The 19,445-nt window shown below is 34.9% G+C and carries 20 protein-coding genes; 12 read left to right on the top strand and 8 right to left on the bottom strand.

Annotated elements, in window-relative coordinates; all coding sequences use genetic code 11:
• Position 1 precedes the first annotated feature (1 nt).
• From pseC to BM121_RS16825, 6 genes are all read left to right on the top strand, one after another.
• The gene (gene pseC / locus BM121_RS16850; protein WP_091484891.1) at positions 2-1,174 is read left to right on the top strand and encodes a UDP-4-amino-4,6-dideoxy-N-acetyl-beta-L-altrosamine transaminase; all 1,173 of its coding nucleotides are present in this window, start codon (positions 2-4) and stop codon (positions 1,172-1,174) included.
• Positions 1,175-1,184: 10 nt separating this feature from the next.
• Positions 1,185-1,919 carry a cytidylyltransferase domain-containing protein gene (locus BM121_RS16845; protein ID WP_091484890.1) on the top strand — a complete coding sequence of 245 codons (735 nt, stop codon included), beginning with the start codon at positions 1,185-1,187 and terminating at the stop codon, positions 1,917-1,919.
• A 14-nt stretch (positions 1,920-1,933) separates the two neighbouring features.
• Positions 1,934-3,364: a bifunctional UDP-2,4-diacetamido-2,4,6-trideoxy-beta-L-altropyranose hydrolase/GNAT family N-acetyltransferase gene (locus BM121_RS16840; RefSeq protein ID WP_091484889.1), complete on the top strand. Its 1,431-nt coding sequence runs from the start codon at positions 1,934-1,936 to the stop codon at positions 3,362-3,364.
• 1 nt (position 3,365) lies between these two features.
• The gene (pseI, locus tag BM121_RS16835) at positions 3,366-4,406 is read left to right on the top strand and encodes a pseudaminic acid synthase (protein ID WP_091484887.1); all 1,041 of its coding nucleotides are present in this window, start codon (positions 3,366-3,368) and stop codon (positions 4,404-4,406) included.
• A 260-nt stretch (positions 4,407-4,666) separates the two neighbouring features.
• On the top strand, positions 4,667-6,697 hold the full coding sequence (gene fliD, locus BM121_RS16830; protein ID WP_091484885.1) for a flagellar filament capping protein FliD: 2,031 nt from the start codon (positions 4,667-4,669) through the stop codon (positions 6,695-6,697).
• A 23-nt stretch (positions 6,698-6,720) separates the two neighbouring features.
• Entirely contained in the window at positions 6,721-6,897 is a 177-nt protein-coding gene (locus BM121_RS16825; RefSeq protein ID WP_091484884.1) for a YjfB family protein, read from the top strand.
• A 189-nt stretch (positions 6,898-7,086) separates the two neighbouring features.
• Here BM121_RS16825 and BM121_RS16820 read toward each other — a convergent pair whose 3' ends face one another.
• The 8 genes from BM121_RS16820 to BM121_RS16785 form a co-directional block, all read right to left on the bottom strand.
• Positions 7,087-8,190 carry a hypothetical protein gene (locus tag BM121_RS16820; protein WP_091484882.1) on the bottom strand — a complete coding sequence of 368 codons (1,104 nt, stop codon included), beginning with the start codon at positions 8,188-8,190 and terminating at the stop codon, positions 7,087-7,089.
• Positions 8,191-8,205: 15 nt separating this feature from the next.
• Complete coding sequence (locus tag BM121_RS16815; RefSeq protein ID WP_091484881.1) at positions 8,206-8,961, bottom strand: hypothetical protein; 756 nt, start codon at positions 8,959-8,961, stop codon at positions 8,206-8,208.
• A 173-nt stretch (positions 8,962-9,134) separates the two neighbouring features.
• Positions 9,135-9,911, bottom strand: a complete 777-nt coding sequence (locus BM121_RS16810) for an EAL domain-containing protein (RefSeq protein ID WP_175495474.1) — start codon at positions 9,909-9,911, stop codon at positions 9,135-9,137.
• 164 nt (positions 9,912-10,075) lie between these two features.
• A complete protein-coding gene (locus BM121_RS16805) occupies positions 10,076-10,711 on the bottom strand; it encodes an LPXTG cell wall anchor domain-containing protein (RefSeq protein WP_091484876.1) in 636 nt (211 codons plus the stop codon).
• Between the two features lie 103 nt (positions 10,712-10,814).
• On the bottom strand, positions 10,815-11,411 hold the full coding sequence (gene sipW / locus BM121_RS16800) for a signal peptidase I SipW (protein WP_091484874.1): 597 nt from the start codon (positions 11,409-11,411) through the stop codon (positions 10,815-10,817).
• A complete protein-coding gene (gene tapA / locus BM121_RS16795; RefSeq protein WP_175495473.1) occupies positions 11,408-12,340 on the bottom strand; it encodes an amyloid fiber anchoring/assembly protein TapA in 933 nt (310 codons plus the stop codon). The genes sipW and tapA overlap by 4 nt, the downstream gene beginning before the upstream one ends.
• A 126-nt stretch (positions 12,341-12,466) precedes the next feature.
• Positions 12,467-13,090 carry a TasA family protein gene (locus BM121_RS16790; protein WP_091484871.1) on the bottom strand — a complete coding sequence of 208 codons (624 nt, stop codon included), beginning with the start codon at positions 13,088-13,090 and terminating at the stop codon, positions 12,467-12,469.
• A gap of 254 nt (positions 13,091-13,344) precedes the next feature.
• The gene (locus tag BM121_RS16785; RefSeq protein ID WP_091484869.1) at positions 13,345-14,406 is read right to left on the bottom strand and encodes an NAD(P)/FAD-dependent oxidoreductase; all 1,062 of its coding nucleotides are present in this window, start codon (positions 14,404-14,406) and stop codon (positions 13,345-13,347) included.
• A gap of 247 nt (positions 14,407-14,653) precedes the next feature.
• Between BM121_RS16785 and BM121_RS16780 the strand changes: the two genes are divergently transcribed.
• The 6 genes from BM121_RS16780 (at position 14,654) to fliT (ending at position 19,369) form a co-directional block, all read left to right on the top strand.
• Complete coding sequence (locus BM121_RS16780; protein ID WP_091484868.1) at positions 14,654-15,622, top strand: AAA family ATPase; 969 nt, start codon at positions 14,654-14,656, stop codon at positions 15,620-15,622.
• Positions 15,619-16,743 (top strand): DUF58 domain-containing protein, encoded by a 1,125-nt coding sequence (locus BM121_RS16775; protein WP_091484866.1) that lies wholly within the window; start codon positions 15,619-15,621, stop codon positions 16,741-16,743. Before BM121_RS16780 ends, BM121_RS16775 begins: the two co-directional genes overlap by 4 nt.
• Positions 16,733-18,043 (top strand): hypothetical protein, encoded by a 1,311-nt coding sequence (locus tag BM121_RS16770; RefSeq protein WP_091484864.1) that lies wholly within the window; start codon positions 16,733-16,735, stop codon positions 18,041-18,043. The genes BM121_RS16775 and BM121_RS16770 overlap by 11 nt, the downstream gene beginning before the upstream one ends.
• A gap of 195 nt (positions 18,044-18,238) precedes the next feature.
• On the top strand, positions 18,239-18,589 hold the full coding sequence (gene flaG / locus BM121_RS16765; protein ID WP_091484863.1) for a flagellar protein FlaG: 351 nt from the start codon (positions 18,239-18,241) through the stop codon (positions 18,587-18,589).
• A gap of 28 nt (positions 18,590-18,617) precedes the next feature.
• Positions 18,618-19,016, top strand: coding sequence for a flagellar export chaperone FliS (gene fliS / locus BM121_RS16760; RefSeq protein WP_091484861.1), 399 nt, complete (start codon positions 18,618-18,620; stop codon positions 19,014-19,016).
• A complete protein-coding gene (gene fliT, locus BM121_RS16755; RefSeq protein WP_091484860.1) occupies positions 19,016-19,369 on the top strand; it encodes a flagellar protein FliT in 354 nt (117 codons plus the stop codon). The genes fliS and fliT overlap by 1 nt, the downstream gene beginning before the upstream one ends.
• Positions 19,370-19,445 lie beyond the last annotated feature (76 nt).

Raw genomic sequence — 19,445 nt, 5'->3', positions numbered from 1 at the left:
GATGGTCAATAATAAAAATAGCTTTATCCCTTATGGACATCAAACGATCGATGATGATGATATTAATTCAGTAATTTCTATATTGAAAAGTGATTATCTAACAACAGGACCAGCAGTTGAAAGATTTGAAAAATCAATTGCAAACTATGTTGACACAAAGTATGCTGTTACTTTTTCAAATGGAACAGCAGCCTTACATGGTGCATGCTATGCTGCTGGTATTCAAAAAGGTGACGAAGTAATTACTTCTCCAATGACGTTTGTTGCTAGTAGTAATTGTGTTCTGTATATGGGAGCTACTCCTATATTTGTAGACATCGATCAAAAAACATATAACATAGATCCAAAAGAAATATGGAAGAAAATTACTAGTAAAACAAAAGCAATTATACCTGTCGACTATACTGGACAACCTTGTGATTTAGATGAAATTAACGAAATGGCAACTAAACACAATTTAATTGTTATTGAAGATGCAGCACATGCGTTAGGAGCAAGACATAAAGGGAAAAAAATTGGTAGTATTAGCGATATGACAATGTTTAGTTTTCATCCAGTTAAACATATTACAACTGGGGAAGGTGGAATAATAACTACCAATAACAAGGAATATTATGAAAAATTGCTTGAGTTTAGATCTCATGGTGTTACGAGAGATCGCTCGAAATTGAAAGAAGATCACGGGCCTTGGTATTATGAAATGCAATTTTTGGGATATAATTATAGAATGTCGGATATCCAGGCAGCATTAGGAGCTAGCCAATTAAGTAAGTCAGATGACTTTTTAAAGAAAAGAAAAGCGATAGTGGATAAGTATAATGCTGCCTTTGCCAATATTCGAGAAATTAACACTCCTTTTCAGAAACAAACTAATAATAGTAGCTGGCATTTATATGTACTGCGTTTCAATATAGCAGAGCTTGTCGCCTCTAGGAAACAAATTTTTGAAGAGCTTAGAGGTCAGAACATAGGGGTGAATGTTCACTATATACCTGTATACTATCAACCATTTTATCAAGGATTAGGATTCAAAAAAGGAATTTGTCCTAATACAGAAAAGTTATATGAAGAAATAATTACATTGCCATTATTTCCAAGTATGACAGAAACAGAAGTAAATTATGTAATTGAATGTGTAAAAGAAATAGTGAAAAAGCATTCCAATAGAAATTAAGGTGATTTCGATGAAAGTCGTTGCAATAATTCAAGCGAGAATGGGGTCAACTAGGCTACCAGGAAAAGTACTAAAGCAACTAAAGGGTGAAACAGTACTGTCACATGTTATGAAACGAGTCTCACAATCTAATTTAGTGGATGATATCGTTGTAGCAACAACTGTTGGGCAGATAGATGATCCAATTGTGAAGGAAGTAGTGAAAAGTGGGTATCAAATTTATCGAGGTTCCGAAAATGATGTTTTAGATAGATATTATAAAGCAGCGCTTCAATCATCTGCTGATATAGTTGTGCGAATTACATCAGATTGTCCTTTGATTGACCCTATTGTTATTGATAAGATGCTTAATATATATATTAGGAAAAATTATACATTAGTAGCGAATATTGGGTTGAAATCATTTAATAGAACTTTCCCGAGAGGTTTGGATGTTGAGATATTCTCAATAGATACTTTAGATAAAGCTGTCCATAATGCTAGTGCATTTTATCAAAGAGAGCATGTAACTCCATATATGTATGAAAATGAATGTGAAATCTTTTATTTTAAAAATAACAAAGATATGTCAAACCATAGATGGACTCTAGATACTGCAGAAGATTTTGATTTAATTAAAGAAATCTATGAAAAATTATATTCAGGGGAACATGACTTTTTCATGGATGAAATATTATCTTTATTTGAAATGGATAAAGAATTATTTAATATTAATGCACACATAGAGCAAAAAACATTAAAATAAGAAAGGTTAATGTTATGAGAGTTTTAATATTCACAGAAGGCGGAAGTAAGAGCGGGTATGGTCACATAATTAGATGTTCTTCTATCTATGAAGAACTAAAAGCTCTGAGTATTGAAGTTCACTTCATGATTTGTGGAGACGTTAAACCGTATGAAATGCTACAGAATATTGAATTTGAAGTTGTGAATTGGTACTCTCATGCGTATTTAAAGAAATTTATTAAAAAAGATGATTACTGTATTATTGATTCTTATATTGCTGAACAAGATATCTATGAATTAATCTCATATTTAGCAAAGAAATGTTTATATTTAGACGATTATTATAGGTTGAAATATCCTAAAGGTACTGTAATCACACCATCATTAGAAAAAAGAGTCTATGTCGAAAACTCAACACATTATATAGCTGGTCCGAATGTTATTTGTTTAAGAAGAAGTTTTACCGATATCCAAACACGATGTCCAGATGAAAAAATATCTAATGTATTAATTACTTTGGGAGGATCGAATTTAAGGAGTTTAATATTAAAGATAAGCAATCATTTTTGTGACAGATATTCAACTATTAATTTTAATTTAGTTGTGGATCAAGTAGAACAATATCAAGCAGTAAACAAAAAATATAAAAATCTAACAATATATAGTAATATATCAGCTGATAGAATGAAACAATTAATGGAAACTGCAGATTTAGCAATAACAGGGTCTGGACAAACTATCTATGAGTTATTAGCAACTGGTACTCCTTTTATACCTTTAAAAGTAGCAGAAAATCAGCAATCAATTATTAATAGTTTATTAAAGTTAAAAGTAGTCGATTACTACTTCGACCCAAATGATGAGGATGATTTAAAGGATTTAATGATTTATTTTGAAAATATTGTCGACTCTTCTATTAAAATAAAACAAAATTATAATATTATTGATTTGTCGGGGATTAAAAATATTGTTAATTATTTATTAATTGACCATGAAATTGATGATAACTATAGATTGAGAAATGTAAAGAAAGAAGATATTTATCAAGTATATAATCTATCGAATGATCCAACTGTCAGATATTTTTCTTTAAATCAAAGAGAGATATCATGGGCAAATCATACTGAATGGTTTAGTAAAGTGAGAAATGATCAAAATTATTTGTTTCTTATTATTGAAGATATTAATGGCAACTTTGTGGGTCAAATTCGATTTGAAATAGATGAAGAAAATGCATCAATAAGTATAAGTTTTAATGAAGAACATAGAGGAAAAGGACTCGGCTTAACTCTACTATTCAAAAGCATTAAAAAACTAAACTCGGATTTTCAAAATATATCAAAAATTATTGCGTATATTGATAAAAGTAACCACGCTTCTAAAAAACTTTTCGAAAGAGCGGGTTTTAAATGCAGAGATATCGAAGGGGCATTTTTAAAATATGAATTATTGGTAGGTGCTTAGTTTGTTAATAGGAGATAAAGATATTAATCAGCAGACAATAATAATTGCAGAGTTATCAGCTAATCATGGACATGATATACAGGTGGCAAAAAATACTATTAAAGCAGCCAAAGAAGCTGGTGCAGACGCGATTAAACTGCAAACATATACAGCTGATACGATTACCCTTGATTGTGACAATGAATATTTCCAATTGAATAATGGTACAGTTTGGGATGGGCGCACCTTGTATGATTTATACAAAGAAGCATCTACACCTTGGGAATGGCATGAAGAATTATTTGATTATGCTAACGAATTAGGTTTAATATGTTTCTCCAGTCCATTTGACTATTCGGCAGTGGATTTACTTGAGAAATTGCATGTTCCTGCATATAAAGTAGCTTCTTTTGAAATTACGGATATACCTTTGATTGAATACATAGCATCAAAAAAGAAACCAGTAATAATATCTACTGGGATTGCTACTTTATCCGAAATTAATGAAGCTATTGAAGCATGTAGAAGAATGGGAAATGATCAAATTATTCTTTTAAAATGCACGTCATCATACCCTGCTAAAATTGAGGATGCTAATCTAGTCACAATGAAAAACATGAAGGAAACATTTGAAGTACAGGTTGGATTATCAGACCATACATTAGGTATAACTACACCTATAACTGCTGTTGCTCTAGGTGCGAAAGTAGTTGAAAAACATATTATATTAGATAAATCTATAGGTGGTCCTGATGCTAGTTTTTCATTAGATAGAAATGAATTTAAGCAAATGGTAAATGCTGTGCGTGATGCGGAAAAGGCTGTCGGTAAAGTCGACTATGAATTAACTGATAAAAAGAAAGAGAGTAGAAAGTTATCCCGTTCTTTATTTGTTGTTCAAGATATTAAAAAGGGTGAAAAACTTACTAGAGAGAATGTTAAGTCTATTAGGCCAGGGTATGGTATTTCGCCAAAGTATTATGATGATATTTTAGGCAAAGAAGCGAAGAAAGATTTGTTAAAGGGAACTCCATTGGATTGGAGAATGATGCGACAGTGTTGAGAGCTATTATAATATTTCTAACTCTCTAAAAGAAACAGATGAAATGATATATACCAAGAAATGCTCCCACGATTCAGAGAGTAATATTTGAAATCATTATTAAAATCCTATTTTTAATTAATTAAATGGCATTTAAACACTGTACTGGCAAATCTGTCTCTTTTTATAGTGCCAACTCATTTATTAAAATTTTTCACTAAAGATTGTGATACTATGTCCGATATAATAAATAAGATCAAATGGATAAAGGACGTGAAACCATGAGAATTAACGGTATGGCTAGTGGTATGGATATTGACCAGATGGTTCGTGATCTGATGAAAGCTGAAAGCATGCCATTACAGCGCATGGAGCAAGAAAAACAAGTATTAGAATGGAAACGGGACGATTATCGTGAAATGAATACCTTAATGCTCGATTTCCGTTCGCAGTTAACCGATATGAGAATGTCGACAAATTACCGTGCACGTCAAGTAACCTCTTCTGACGAATCAAAAGTCACAGCAACAGTAAGCAGTTCTGCTAGTGAATCTTCTTATGACATATCTAATGTAACACAACTAGCGTCTGCAGCGACTTTAAAAAATGGTGGAGCTATTTCTGCTGATAGTACAGATAAGATTGATGCATCTAAAAGTTTATTTTCACAAGATGGGAAATTAGCCGCAGGTGTGACATGGAAACAAGGCGCAATTAAAGACCAAAATATTACCGCAGAGGCAGACAATGAAGTCATTCAGCTAGGAGATGCAGTTAGCGACACAGGTGCTATGGACATTCAAGTGAATGGAAAAGGCTTTAAAGTGATTACGGATCAAAATACAACTTTAGCTGATGATGAAGTATATGTAAATGGTACTACTGGAGATTTAACTTTTGCGGATGGTGTTGTAAAGCAAGGGGATACAATTTCTGCTGAATATGTAACTGCGGATCGTACTGAAACAAAGACGTTAGAGAGTGACATTACATCTTATCAATTGGATGGTGGCTCAATAAACAGTTTAAATGTAGACATAGATGGTACATCCTACACCATTGGTAATACTACCGGAAATGAAAATGAATATGAATTAACAGATGGAACAAACTCTATCGGTACCATTAATACAAACACAGGTAAGTTAAACTTTGATAATGCTGTAACATCTGGATCAGCGATTTCAGCAACATACGATCAGAATTATGCTTCTTTTGACGTAGGTGCACATACTTCAGATGGAGAAACATATCAAAATTTTGTGATTTCAGGTAATGAAACTTTAAATGGACTAACTAGTAAAGTATCTAATGCTGATTTAGGGGTATCAATGATGTATGATTCGTTCTCCGATCAATTGACATTAACTAGAACAGAGACCGGCGATTATAATACGAGTGGAACTGAAATTATGACTAATGGTGATTTTATTAACAATGCCCTTAAGTTCGGGACAGGAACGGAAACTGGTGGTAAAAATGCTCAATTCACTATAAATGGGTTAGATACGGAACGTGAAAAAAACACTTTTGAAATAGATGGTGTGACGTTTAATATAAAACAGACATTCACTGACTCTGTTTCTACAAATGTTTCCAATGACACCGAAGCGGTTTATGAAAATATTACCGAATTTGTTGATACGTATAATACATTGATTGATGCGGTTAATAGCAAAGTGTATGAGGAACACCACCGTGACTATAAGCCATTAACGGACGAACAACGAGAATCATTATCCGATACACAACAAGAAGATTGGACGGACATGGCAAAGAGCGGTTTGTTGAGACGTGATTCGATTCTGCAAGGTGCTTTATCGGATATTCGTTCCGACTTTTACGCATCGGTGAATAACGATGACTCCGTTAACAGTTTTAGTCATCTTTCTGACTTAGGTATAACCACAACTAGTGACTATATGTCTGGTGGTAAATTAGAAATTGACGATAAAAAGCTAAGAGAAGCAATTGAGTCCGATCCTGATGGGGTACAAAATATCTTTAGTAGTGATGGAGATACTTACGAAGAACAAGGTATTACGACACGCTTATTCGATACTGTAAATAGTTCGATGGACCGCATTTACGAGCGGGCTGGACGTGCTACAGCAACGGAAAGTCAGTATACGATTGGACGAAACCTAACTGATATTGAAGACCAAATTACTCGATTTGAAGATCGTTTACAACAGAAGGAAGACCGTTATTATAGTCAATTTACTGCAATGGAGCAAGCGATGCAGCGCTATAACTCACAAGCTCAATACATGCAACAGGCACTAGGTGGCATGGGTGGCGGTGGCATGTAGTCTAATCGAAAGGGGGGGTTAAAATGGATGTAGCTGCAATGTCAGTGGTGATGAACCAAGCACAAGTTAAGCAGCAAGCGAGTATTTCTGTCATGGATAAAGCATTAAATAATGCCGAAACACAGTCAAATAATTTGATAAAAATGATGGAATCCTCCATGCAACCACATCTGGGTAGTAACGTAGATATTAAAGGCTAACTGCCTCTTTTAAAAAAGGTCAAATAGCCCTCATAGATAGGGTTATTTGTTCCTTACAAAAGGACTAAACTTTAACATAGTCATACCTCCATATAAATAATGAGCAGATCTATGGGTGTGACATTATTTATATGGAGGTATTGTTTTATGATTTATAAAAAAATAAGCAAGAGGTCACTAACCCCTTGCTTAAAATCCATTTATCATTTCAAAGTCATACAAAAACTGCTCACTAACTCCAAAAAACTCATCACCATCTAATTCCAAGTCATCTTCCACTTCCAACTCCATTAAGTCAATCTTTTTTATCGAGGCCGTATTCGTCATTTCAAAAAGATACAGCTTATTTTCTGACCATGAAGGAAAAAGAAACGTGCTATCATCATTTGCGTCTGGGATGTCATAGGTTGTATCTAACTCGCCATCTTTGTTAAATTGATACAAATTACCTTGTCCATCTAAGAAAAATAACTGGTTATCTGACCAATGAATACTATTGTAGACGGAATGTGGCAAATGTGCAGACATTTCTTCAGAAGAATCGAAAGATAAAAAGTTTTTTTCGCTGACTTCATCTGTTTTTTTATTTATCATCAATACGGAATATGCCTGTTGTATATTGACGATACCATAAATATATTCTTCCGTAACGATCATATCAGTTAATGGTACTAGCTCGTCAGTTTTATAATCTAATGGTAAGAATAATGAATCGTCTTGGATAGTTTCACCTAAGGTAATTTCATGCAGGGTCATGACTTCATCTGCTTCTTTTTCCTCTAAAACATAGAGCGAGTCTTCATATATACCTGCTGTTGTAATAAAATAAGGTAAATCTTGATACTGCATCGAGCCATCTTGTTCCCAATAAAGGTGAGAATGATAGGTTCCATTTTCATCATATCCACTGTTGTATAGTTCCACTCGTTTATCATTCATATAGCCAGCGAATATAGCTGTATATTCTTTTTGATCGCGCTCTTCTTCAATGATTTTTTCGTTTTCCATGATATAACTAGTTGATACATCATTAAGGATCACAGTATTATTATGATGATATAATTCTCCTAGCTCCAATCCTTCCGTTTTTAATGCATCGGAAACATTACCAGATGAATCTATTGTGTAAAGACTACCTTTTCCATCGGTTTTATCTATTGAGGAAGAAAAATATAGTAGACCAAGAGCATCATTAATACTATCAGCATGTGTACTTTTTTGCATCACGATACCATAAATCACTATTAAAATGATCAATGCTAATAACGTGAAATAGAGTAAACATTTTTTCATACAGTCTCCTAAGCATTAATTAATCGTGTTATATGTCACGGTATAGCTACTATCTCGAATGTCTGCAGGATATACCCCAAATCCTTGGTTCTTGTCAAGATCAATGTTCGCCTCTAACATAAAGGCACTCCATATTAATTTAGAGCAATTCTTGTCGCCATATTTATCTGTAAAGCGGTTGGTAGCAAAGTTATAGGAATATGCATCTATTGCTACTCTTTCATTTGCCCAATCAGCAGCCTTATCCCTAGTTGATTGCGAGGATTGAACATATTGCATCACAGCATTTGCTTCGACATTCCTTGCATTATATTTAATTTTTCTAACACCTGTATCAGGAATGGATTCTACGATATTAGTAGTCGTGTGATAGATTCCATTGTGGCCGTGCTGGATACCCAATGTAGAGGAAGGAGTATAAAATAAGTCCCCTTTGTTTCTAGCAGGTACTAATTTATAAGTTCCGGCACTTCCACCCATAATCGAAATAGAGGTATTTTTCTCTGGCTTCTCCTGTTGGATTGCTTGGTTCAGTTCACGTAAAGCCTGTTTGGCAATGACTATTTCTGGTTTTCGAGTTTCTTCAGAAGCTAATATGATGGCTTCTTCCATTTCATCTGTAGTAATACCAGGTTGCTTATGGACAAGTTCTGAAACATAGTAATCTAACTTTTCTTCCTTTGGATCAACATGGACCCCAGCAACAAGAGAAGGGGAGACAGTCAACATTACAACAACCAACAACGTAAAAACAGCAATAAACTTCTGCATTTCATCCATTCCTCCTATCTATTATTTTACAAGTCTAGTGTAGCACCATAAATTGTAAAAAGTGTTAATACCATATTAAAAAAACAATAAGATTTATCAATGAAAAATATATCGTTTGGAGAGGAGTGGAAAGGATGGAAAATAAATAGAGCAGAAGCCCAATGGGTTCTGCTCTATTTATTCGCCGTAAAATGGTCATCTTCTCTATCATCCATTTCAAATTTCTTTATCACTTCTAATGGTTCTGGTCGTGCTAATAAAAATCCTTGTACAATAGATACACCAATTGACTTTGCCATTTCTAAATCTTCTAGAATTTCAACGCCTTCTAATACAAATTTGGTATTTGTATTTAAACAATAAGTCACAATGGACTTTACCATTTCTTGTTTTCGACTGGACTTTGCTAAATGTTTGGCAAAATATCGATCCATTTTAACAAAATCAGGTCGTAATTCAACGATTGCTTGGAGGGAGGATACTCCTTTTCCTACATCATCTATTGCGATTAAATATCCTTCTGATTTTAATTTCTTCACCGTTGTTCTAAAGTAGTGGACGTTCTGAATAATTTCGGACTCATTAATTTCAATAATGATTTGATTAGCTGATAGGTTCGTTCCACCTATTATATTATTTAATTGACCTAAAAATTCAGGATCAGCTAAGTTATTAGGAAAAACATTGATTAGAATCTTTTTGTTGTTATATGTACGTTGGTTAATCGTGTTATATGCTTGAAGCGCTTTTTTTATCGAGCGCATTTCTAACTCAAAAAATCGATTGGTATGACTTGCTTTTTCGAAGAGAATTTCGGGATTCTTAAATAAATCAGTTCTCAATAATGCTTCATATCCAATAGGAGTTAAAGTATACAGGTCATAGAGCGCCTGAAAATGGTGCTCAAACTTTTCGTTATCAATCAAATCATTGATTTTTGCAATAGACATCCATCCATCCTCCTCGAACACAACACTGACATTATTACCATTGATCATAAAGCTATATATATTACTCCGTTACAATGTACCTAACATTTTACAACAATATTTACTTATTTTCTATACTATTTAATAGATTTCTTTGTACATAAAAAAAGAATAGGTGTTAGAACCTATTCTTCAGCGGATTTATTTCGTTTGAGATAGAGTAGGACAAATGCACCTGCTAATAAGAGAATACAACCAATTAAAAGGACATTAAACATAATAGTAGCTGTATTTGGTAGTAGCGAATCACTCGTTGATTGACTGTCAGTAGAGATCGGAAAAGTAGAAGTTTCCGTTTCCGTGTCATCATATGCTGTAATGATAATTTCCGCGTTTGTTGTTAAGCCTTGATATTCATTGCCTGATTCAGGAGGGAAGGTTAGGTAAAAAGCAATATTGTCTTCACTATTAGCTAGTAAAGGTAAATCGGTCATTAAGGTGAATTGGGATAATTTATCATGAAATAAAACATCATCACCTTTTGTTATTTCAAGTGATAGTTGCTGATAGAACATTTCGGATCCGTCCAAATGACGAAGGTCCATATCATAGGTAATATCATGGTCCGTTTGATTACTAATAGTGATTTCTCGTTCAGCCCAATCTCCAGGCTTCAGGTTATCCAGGTCGAATAAATTGCCATTTTCACTAAATGAACCGTTTAGGTCAATAATATTATTGTTATTTGCTGCTTGTAGAATAGGAATAAACAATAGAAAAAACAGTAGGATAGTGCTGAAAAACATTTTCGGTTTTATCAATTTTATTCACCCACCTTTCATGAAGTTGCTTTAATTCGAATAGGATTTTATCACGGTGCTAACCGTCTGTAAGCCCCACACCGATATAGTAAGTATCAATTCATTACTCTTGCTTAATCGTATCCGTAACTTTAGATTCAGAGGTTTGTTTAACTTCTAATTGGGATATCGCTTGCCAAATGGTAAGCGCTGCGTATCCTAGTAATAAAATACCGGGTAGGATTAATAAAATAGCACTGCCTGTTTGCGAATGTGCAAAATTGACTATATATCCTAAGTAGGGAATGGTGAAACCTTCATATTCCGCCACAACATTATCTGAAAGAACAGGGGATGGATCAACTGCATTATTATTATCCCCTTTTGTTTCATACATGATATGCTCACCACTCTGATTGACATTGGCAACACGGTGGGTAATTAAGTTTTCATCTTCATTCATGAAGGTAATGACATCACCTTCTTTAAATCGTGTCATGTCTCCATCTGGTTTTACGGCAATAATGGATCCTGTTTGAATATCGGGTTCCATGGACCCTGATAACACGGATTTAAATTGATATCCCATTAATTCCGGTTCTCCATCTGAGGCTTTTGTTGAGATAGTGATAAACACCATCAATGCTAGCGTAATTAATAGTAGAGTGGTAATAAGCAAACTAATCAAACGTCTCATCTTTTTAAATATGCTTTTTTTCATTCCTGTTCACCTTCTTTTAATTTTTCAGTTGGAGAGATTTCTTGTTTTTTAGGTTCATCTGGGTTATCTTTTTCAATTTGTTTATTTTCTGATTGCTTTGGTTCATCATCAGTTTCTTCATTGTCTGATACTTTTGGCTCTTCACGGGATTCCTTATTTGCTGTACTAGAACTTTCTTGTTTATTTTCTTGCTCCGTGTTCGTTTGTTCGTTTTTACTATCAGATTGTTCAGACGATTTATCTGTTTCATCTTCAGCTTTTTCTGATGATTTTTGTTCTTGCTGTTCTTCGGTATTTTCTTTTGATTCCTCTTTCTTTTTTTCTGGTTGCTTTGTTTGTTCTTCATTTAAATCCTCACGCTCTAATGGTTCAACATCATCAGATTGTTTCTCTTTTTCAATGTTTTTCTCTTTCTTCGGACATTTAACCTTTATTTTTTCGCTCCAAATAACTTTCTCTGCTTCCCCTTCATATTCTGGATGTTGAAAGGCTTTAACTGCATAAAAGCCTTCATCTTCGGCTTGATAAGATAGGGTGGCAACATCCCCAGCTTTAATAGGTTCTATCGTTCCTTCTGCAATTTTTTCGCCATTTTTCGGATTGCCGTTTTCGATATAAAAGACTTCATAATTCGTTGAGCTAATCATGCTGTAACCATTGTTTTTTAGCTCGACTGAAAATTTTACCGGTGGACAAGCATCATTTAAATTCTGATTACCATTTCCAATAAAAGTTAAGTCACTTCCGTCCCACCACGATCCAGTGGGTATCGAAACACTGACCGCTCTCGTATTATTAAAAAAAGCACTAGTATTAGAGGTGAGTAGCGATACAGAAACTAAGGCGGCATATAAAATGAACAAAATTTGCACAGCAATCATTATCTTTTTATACTTCTTTCCGTACTTGGCTATTCTTGTACTTCTCATGGTCATTCCTCCATCTTGGAAAAAATTTATATATTTTCGTGAACCCATAAACTAGTTATAAACTCACGGTAATAAATAAATAGTTGGAAAGGTGAGACTTGCTCACCTTTCCTTATAAAATGGAACTTATCTTCTTTCTCCTTCTTCTTGTTCAGCAGTGAATTGCCATTCAAGCTCTAAAGAGTCACCTTGGAAGATGTTTTGATCTTCATCATTATCTACAAATTCAATTTTTACAGCCATGTAATCAGTTCCACCAGCAGGAATACCGTCTTCTTCATAATCCCAGAATAAGAAATCTTCTAGTTCTACAGCTAAATCATCTGGTGTCATAGTTGATAAATCAGCAAGGGAAATCTCTTCAACTACTGTATACTCATCATTATCTAACCAACTTTCTGGGTGTCCTTCGTTTTTAAGGAATTTAACAACAAAGTGCTCACCTAAATCTTCATTACCATTATTATCATTTGCATCTGATACATTATAGGAAGTATCCAAGAGCACTCTTGCAATATCCAATGAACCTGTATTTTGCATTTCAAAGTATCTCTTCATTGAGTCCCCGGGTTTTAAGTTATCTACATTAAATATTACTTCCGGGTCCAACGTAAGATCCAATGTTCCTGCTGCAAATGTGTTTGTAGAAGTCTCTGTGTCATTGAAATATGCATATGTACCTCCTCCTACTAAAGTAAGTCCTAGTACCGCTGATGCTACGCCTAAACCTAATTTCTTTTTTAAAGACATAAATAATTCCTCCTTAACATTTTTGTTCTTTATTAAGAACTAATAGTATTGTACCTCTACATATACTTTTTTAAAAGTCCGAAAAAACGGTGAATTCAGCCTTTTTGATCGTTATAAAGAACATAAGATTTAAATTCCTTTAGATTTCAACAAATTTCAAAAGTTCTTGATCTTTTTTGTTCTCCGTAAAGAACAGTTGAGTCAAATAAACAGACATGCTATATAACATGTCTGCTTATTTGACCTTATCTAATTTAATGTCGTTTATTCAACCAAAGTACACCGGATTTCGCCAAACGTGGCAAAAGGCCTGTTACGGGCTTACGGTACATATTACCGAATCCGTCTGATTTACCAAGGGAACCGAGTTGGCCTTTAAGCTTAATATCTCCTGGTTTACGAGCTTCTTTTCCATTTAACACGTCAGCGAGAATATCACCGATTTGTTCCCCTTGAACCCCTGCAAGCTGAGCACTTGGTGAATGCTCAGAGGCAACACAGTCACCAACAACAAATACATTAGGGTTGGAAGGGACTTGATAAAATTCATTCACGATAATTTTTTCCTGACGATCTTTTTCAAAGGGGAGACTACGTACTAAATAATTTGGTCGTACCCCAGCTGTCCAAATGATTACATCACTTTCAATACCCTCACCATTATTATAGAAGATGCCTTCAGCAACTAATTCTACATTACTGTGATGCAAAATTTTCACTTCATTTTTGTTGAACCAATCTTCTACATATGATTGAATTTTTTCATCGAAAGCTGACAAAACAGAGGAACCGCGATCTAATAAGCGAATATTCAAATCAGGTCTGCTTTCTCTGATTTCAGATGCTACTTCAATACCACTTAAACCCGCACCAACAACAGATACTTGACTATATGCTGGCAAACAGTTGATCTTGATGCTTGCCTGGCGTGCTTTAGTGATCGTTTGCACACTTTCCGTATATTCCATTGCACCTTGAATGCCGTGATAATTATCCTCACAACCTAAGCCAATTAATAGAAAGTCATATTCGACAGGTACTTCATTATCTTTCATGCGAATGTGTTCTGTTTCCGTGTTAATTTCGACAACTTCACCAAATATGTATGAAATTTGTTCATGAACAGGGAAGTCAATCCGGACTTCCTTGTCTGATTTCGTACCTGCTAAAATGGCATAAAATTCCGTTTTCAATGAATGATACGGGTTACGATCAATCACCGTGATTTGCACATCATTTGGTATCCCATTATCAATTAATTGGTGTAAGGCGTTCATTCCTCCGTACCCTCCACCGATTAAAACAACCCTTTTCATCTTTTCAAAACCCCTGTCTATCGTAAAATCAATATTCATTAAAGATAGTTTCCCAATCTTTTCTATAATTAGACTACCAAAATTAGTGCGATAAAACTATACAAAACCATAAAAAATCTTGATAAAATCGAATGTTTGATTTTTCTGAAAATATAATGGAAATTTTTTGCCTAATATATAAAGAAATGTTATAAATATAACATACCGTGTTGTAAGCGCAAACATTACGTAAAGGGGATTTTAATTGATGGAATTAACGGAAATTCAAGAGATAACGAGCAAAATAAAAGCGAATGTTAATCAAGTTTTAGTAGGTCAGGGAGAAACGATTGATCTTTTGTTAGTGGCGATGATTTCTTCTGGTCATGTGCTATTGGAGGATGTACCTGGAACAGGAAAAACGTTGATGGCCAAATCATTGGCAAAGTCACTTGCGGGAGATTTTAAGAGGATTCAATTTACGCCGGATTTACTGCCTACTGATATAACAGGTATCCATTTTTACAGCCAGCAAAAAGCAGAGTTTGAATTCCGTCCGGGCCCGATTTTTACCAATATATTGTTAGCAGATGAAATTAACCGTGCGACACCAAGAACGCAGTCCAGTTTACTGGAAAGCATGGAAGAACGTCAGGTTACGATTGACGGAAATACGCATACTCTCGCAAAGCCTTTCTTAGTTATCGCCACACAGAATCCGATCGAAAGTCAAGGTACCTTCCCTTTACCAGAGGCACAATTAGACCGCTTTTTATTAAAAATAAATATGGGATACCCGAGTCGTGAGGAAGGTCTGGAAATTCTGAAGCGATTCAAGGCAGAGAATCCGTTAGAGGCATTGCAGTCGATTATTACCGTTGATGAGATTGTTAAGATGCAACAAGTTTACAGTAATGTTGATGTTAACGAAGATGTACTTGGATATTTGATCGATGTAGTCGAACAAACACGTGATCATGATAGTGTAGCACTGGGTGTTAGTCCGCGTGGAAGTCAAGCATTATTGAAAGCTGTACAGGTATATGCTTTGTTACAAGGAAGAACCTATGTCATTCCCGATGATATTAAGAAAATGGCAAAGCCTGTACTAGGTCATCGTATTGTCCTTGCTCAAAGAATTGGCGTTAAACAAGGTGAAGTAGATGGTGTACTACATGACATTTTACGTCAAGTCCCTGTTCCAACAGAATCTGAGAAGGAACTGGTTCAAGAATGAATATCGCCTGGGTCATTGTAGTACTATTAATCATTATATTATTACAGGGAATGCTTTATAGTAAGATCGGATTAAAGGGGATTTCCTATAAGCGTGCTTTTAAACAGGATGCGGTTTTTGAAGGAGAAACAATTGAGATGGTTGATGAAATTATCAACAAAAAACTGTTACCTATCCCGTGGATCCGCTTAGAGTCCAAAATGAGTCCCTATCTAATCACCCAATCGGAAAAAGAGAAACAGCAGAAAGAAGGAGACATGTTTCACCGTACACTCTTTAGTCTGTTACCATACCAAAAGATAACGCGTCGACACCAATTAATCGGGACTAAACGAGGTTATTATCCGTTGAACACGGTTTCAGTTACTACGGGGGATGGTGTCGGTTTTTCCGAGGTGTTTCATTCCTTTGAGGCAAGTACAGCAATAACCGTTTACCCGAATCTGGTACCGATCGATGATATTCCTTTGCCATCGCATAGTTGGTTGGGAGATATTACTGTAAAAAGATGGATTGTAGAGGATCCATTTTTACAAGCGGGGATCAGAGAATACCAACAAGGTGACCCACTTAATTCAATCAACTGGAAAGCCACAGCAAGAACGCAATCATTGCAAATTAACAAAAAGGATTTTACAGCTGACCACCATTTAATGATTTATGTTAATTTTGACACGAACGAAGATATCCGGATGCCGATTGAACAGCCAGATGTGATTGAAAAAGGATTATCGTATGCTGCTTCCTTAGCGAACTATGCGATAGAACAGGGGATTTCTACCGGTTTTGGCTGCAATGGCTACTTTGTTGAGCCATTCACTAATACAACCGATCGGATAAAACCATCTATTCGTGTGGAACCATCCAACAGTGGTCAGCAATTTGCTTATATTCTTGATGCCATCGCAAAAGTGAAGATGGATCGGAGTAGAAATTTCCGAGCCTTTTTACAGGAAGATATTGATCAAGGTTTAACTAAAACAGATATAATTATTTTTGCTGTTAAAGTAACTGAAAAGATGGAAAAGCAAATAGCGTATCTTGAAAGCCTTGGCAATGCAGTAGAGGTAGTCGTGATTGGGGACGCAAAGGAAAAGGGGGCAAAAGCCCATGCCAGCTAAAGTGAAACAGCATCTCTCATCGATTTGGCACGGGATAATTGAGTTTATTGGATTTTTCCCAGTTTTCTTACTGATAGGGGTTATTACTTTTGGTGAACCTGCTTTGTATTACTGGTTTCTGTCGTTACTTGTTTTATTTACTGTTTCATACTTTAGCCGTTGTTGGTTGGTCAATCGCTGGAAGGTGCTCATTAGTGCAATTATAATCACTATCACGGTAAGCTTAGTTGTTTCACCAGATATCTGGGCATTGATTCCGGGATTGATTTTCAGTTTGATCGTTTCTTATCGGGGAATTCAACATGCAGAAAATGAATGGCAGGATATTTTACCAAGTCGGGTTTTTTGGGCTTTCAGTATGCCCATTTATTTCGTTGGTTACCTCGTTTTTATCAATTTTGATTCGCTGACAGGATATCAAAATTGGATTAGTTATTTGGGCTTTTTGTTTATCATTATTATGTTATTCATCACCAATCGCGAGCATTTACAAAAAGAATCACTAGCAAAAGACAAAAAGAGAATTGGCCCAGAGATTACTAGATTAAATCGGGTGTATTTAATCTTAACCCTGCTTGTTGTTTTTGCGATTACGAATTTCCAGGTGGTACAATCAGCTCTCTACCATGGTGTGCGTTCCATTATTCAATCGGTAATATGGCTTGTTAGTTTATCTGAAAATGATGAAGAAATGGTGGAAGAACAGCCACCTTCAAATGACATGTCTGGACTTCCACCGGCAGAAGAGCAGGAGACATCCTGGTTTGGAGAGTTGATGGAGACTTTAACTTATATCATGGGATTTGTTCTTATCGTTATTCTCTTTATTCTGTTCATTGCGATCTTATTTAAGAAGTTCCGCAGATTGATTATTCAAGCAGTAAAGTCATTATGGAATGTGATTCAACAGGTTTTCGGAAAGAAACATCTAGCCGAAACAACGACAGACTATGAAGATGAGAAGGAGAGTCTTTTTGACTGGAAGAAATGGCGAAAGGAAAATCAGGAAAAAATCAGTGAAACTTTTCGTCATATAACAAGAAAGAAACCGAAATTCGAACGATTAACAAGCGAAGAAAAAGTGCGTTTTCTTTATCGTCGAATTGCCCGCGATATCAAAAAACAAGAAAAATGGCGCAAATCCCTTACCGCACATGAAGTATTGGCATTAACAGAAAAAAATCAACGATTCGCCCAATTAGAAAGATGGTATGACGATATCCGTTATGGCAATCAACACTTTAATAGTGACTATGAGAGCAAACTAAACGACATATGGAATCAGATGAATCAGAAATAACCGCCTGATAATGGTGGTTATTTTTATTTCATTAACCTAAATTTGGTAATAACATTGATATCAAAGGTTAATAGGGGCGAAAAGGAATCTAAGTGGAGAGTACTTTTACCAAAGAAAATCAAGAAAATGCTAAACCTTTTTATAGAAAATACCGATATTAATAGAAACAATTGAATAAGGGAGATGAAAATTGTCATGGAAGTTGGTAAAATGATCACTGGATCTCAACCCGTGCAACCGACAGAATCCACATCAACAAGAGAGCAATCCCATAACCATGAACAAACAGAACAGCAATTATTGAACGGGAACGTTGAATTAAATAAAGATCAATTACAAAGTATGGTAGAAGGACTTAATTCCTTTTTAGAGCCTTCCAACACCAGTATTCGTTATGAATTACATGATAAATTAGATCGCTATTATGTAACGATTGTAGATCAAAATACTGATGAAGTCGTTAAAGAAATTCCGCCAAAGAAAATGCTCGATGTTTATGCATCGATGGCAGAATTAATGGGATTTATCGTTGACGAAAAAATATAGTAACAATGAATAGAGGAGCGTACGTTTTATGGCTTACCAACAATACGAAGCATACCAGAACAATTCAGTTAACACGGCATCACCAGGAGAATTAACATTGATGTTATACAATGGATGTTTAAAATTTATCAAGCGGGCAAAGAAGGCTATTGAAGAAAAAGATCATCAAACAAAAAATGAAATGATCCAAAAAACACAAGATATTATTCGTGAATTAATGGTGACTTTAGACCAGGAAGCCCCAATAGCAAAAGAAATGATGCCCTTATATGATTTTGTTTATCATGCGTTAACACAAGCCAATATAAAAAGCGATCTGGATCAATTAGAACAGGCACGAGAAATTATCGAGAATTTCCGTGATACATGGAAAGATGTGATCAAGCAGGAGCGTATTCGTCAGCATGGTCAAGGTGTTAATGCCTGATGGAAGCACTTAAACAATATTTTCAAAAAACAAAAATGATGCTACAATTACTAGAACAACCTTTTAAAAATGATGAACGGGAAAGAGCGATTGAAAAAATAAATCAATTACTAGAAGAACGAGAACCTTTAACTAAAGAAATAAAGCCTCCTTTTTCTTCTGAAGAACAAGTACTAGGGAATAAAGTCCTTGAGCTTGACCAGCAGCTAGATCAACAATTAAAAAAAGTATTTCAGCATATAAAAAAAGATATGCGTAATGCGAAGAAACAGCCACGCTCTAATCATTCATATTTAAATCCATATAAAAATGTCGCAAGCTATGATGGCAGATTTTTAGATTCGAAGAAATAATCACTGTAAAAGAAACAGTGATTATTTTTTATGTAAAGGAATTGTAAGAATATTATGAAATTTATTCACAATTTTT

The sequence above is a fragment of the Gracilibacillus orientalis genome (genome assembly GCF_900114645.1).
Taxonomy (GTDB): domain Bacteria; phylum Bacillota; class Bacilli; order Bacillales; family Amphibacillaceae; genus Gracilibacillus; species Gracilibacillus orientalis.
This window is presented reverse-complemented; position numbering and strand designations above follow the sequence as displayed.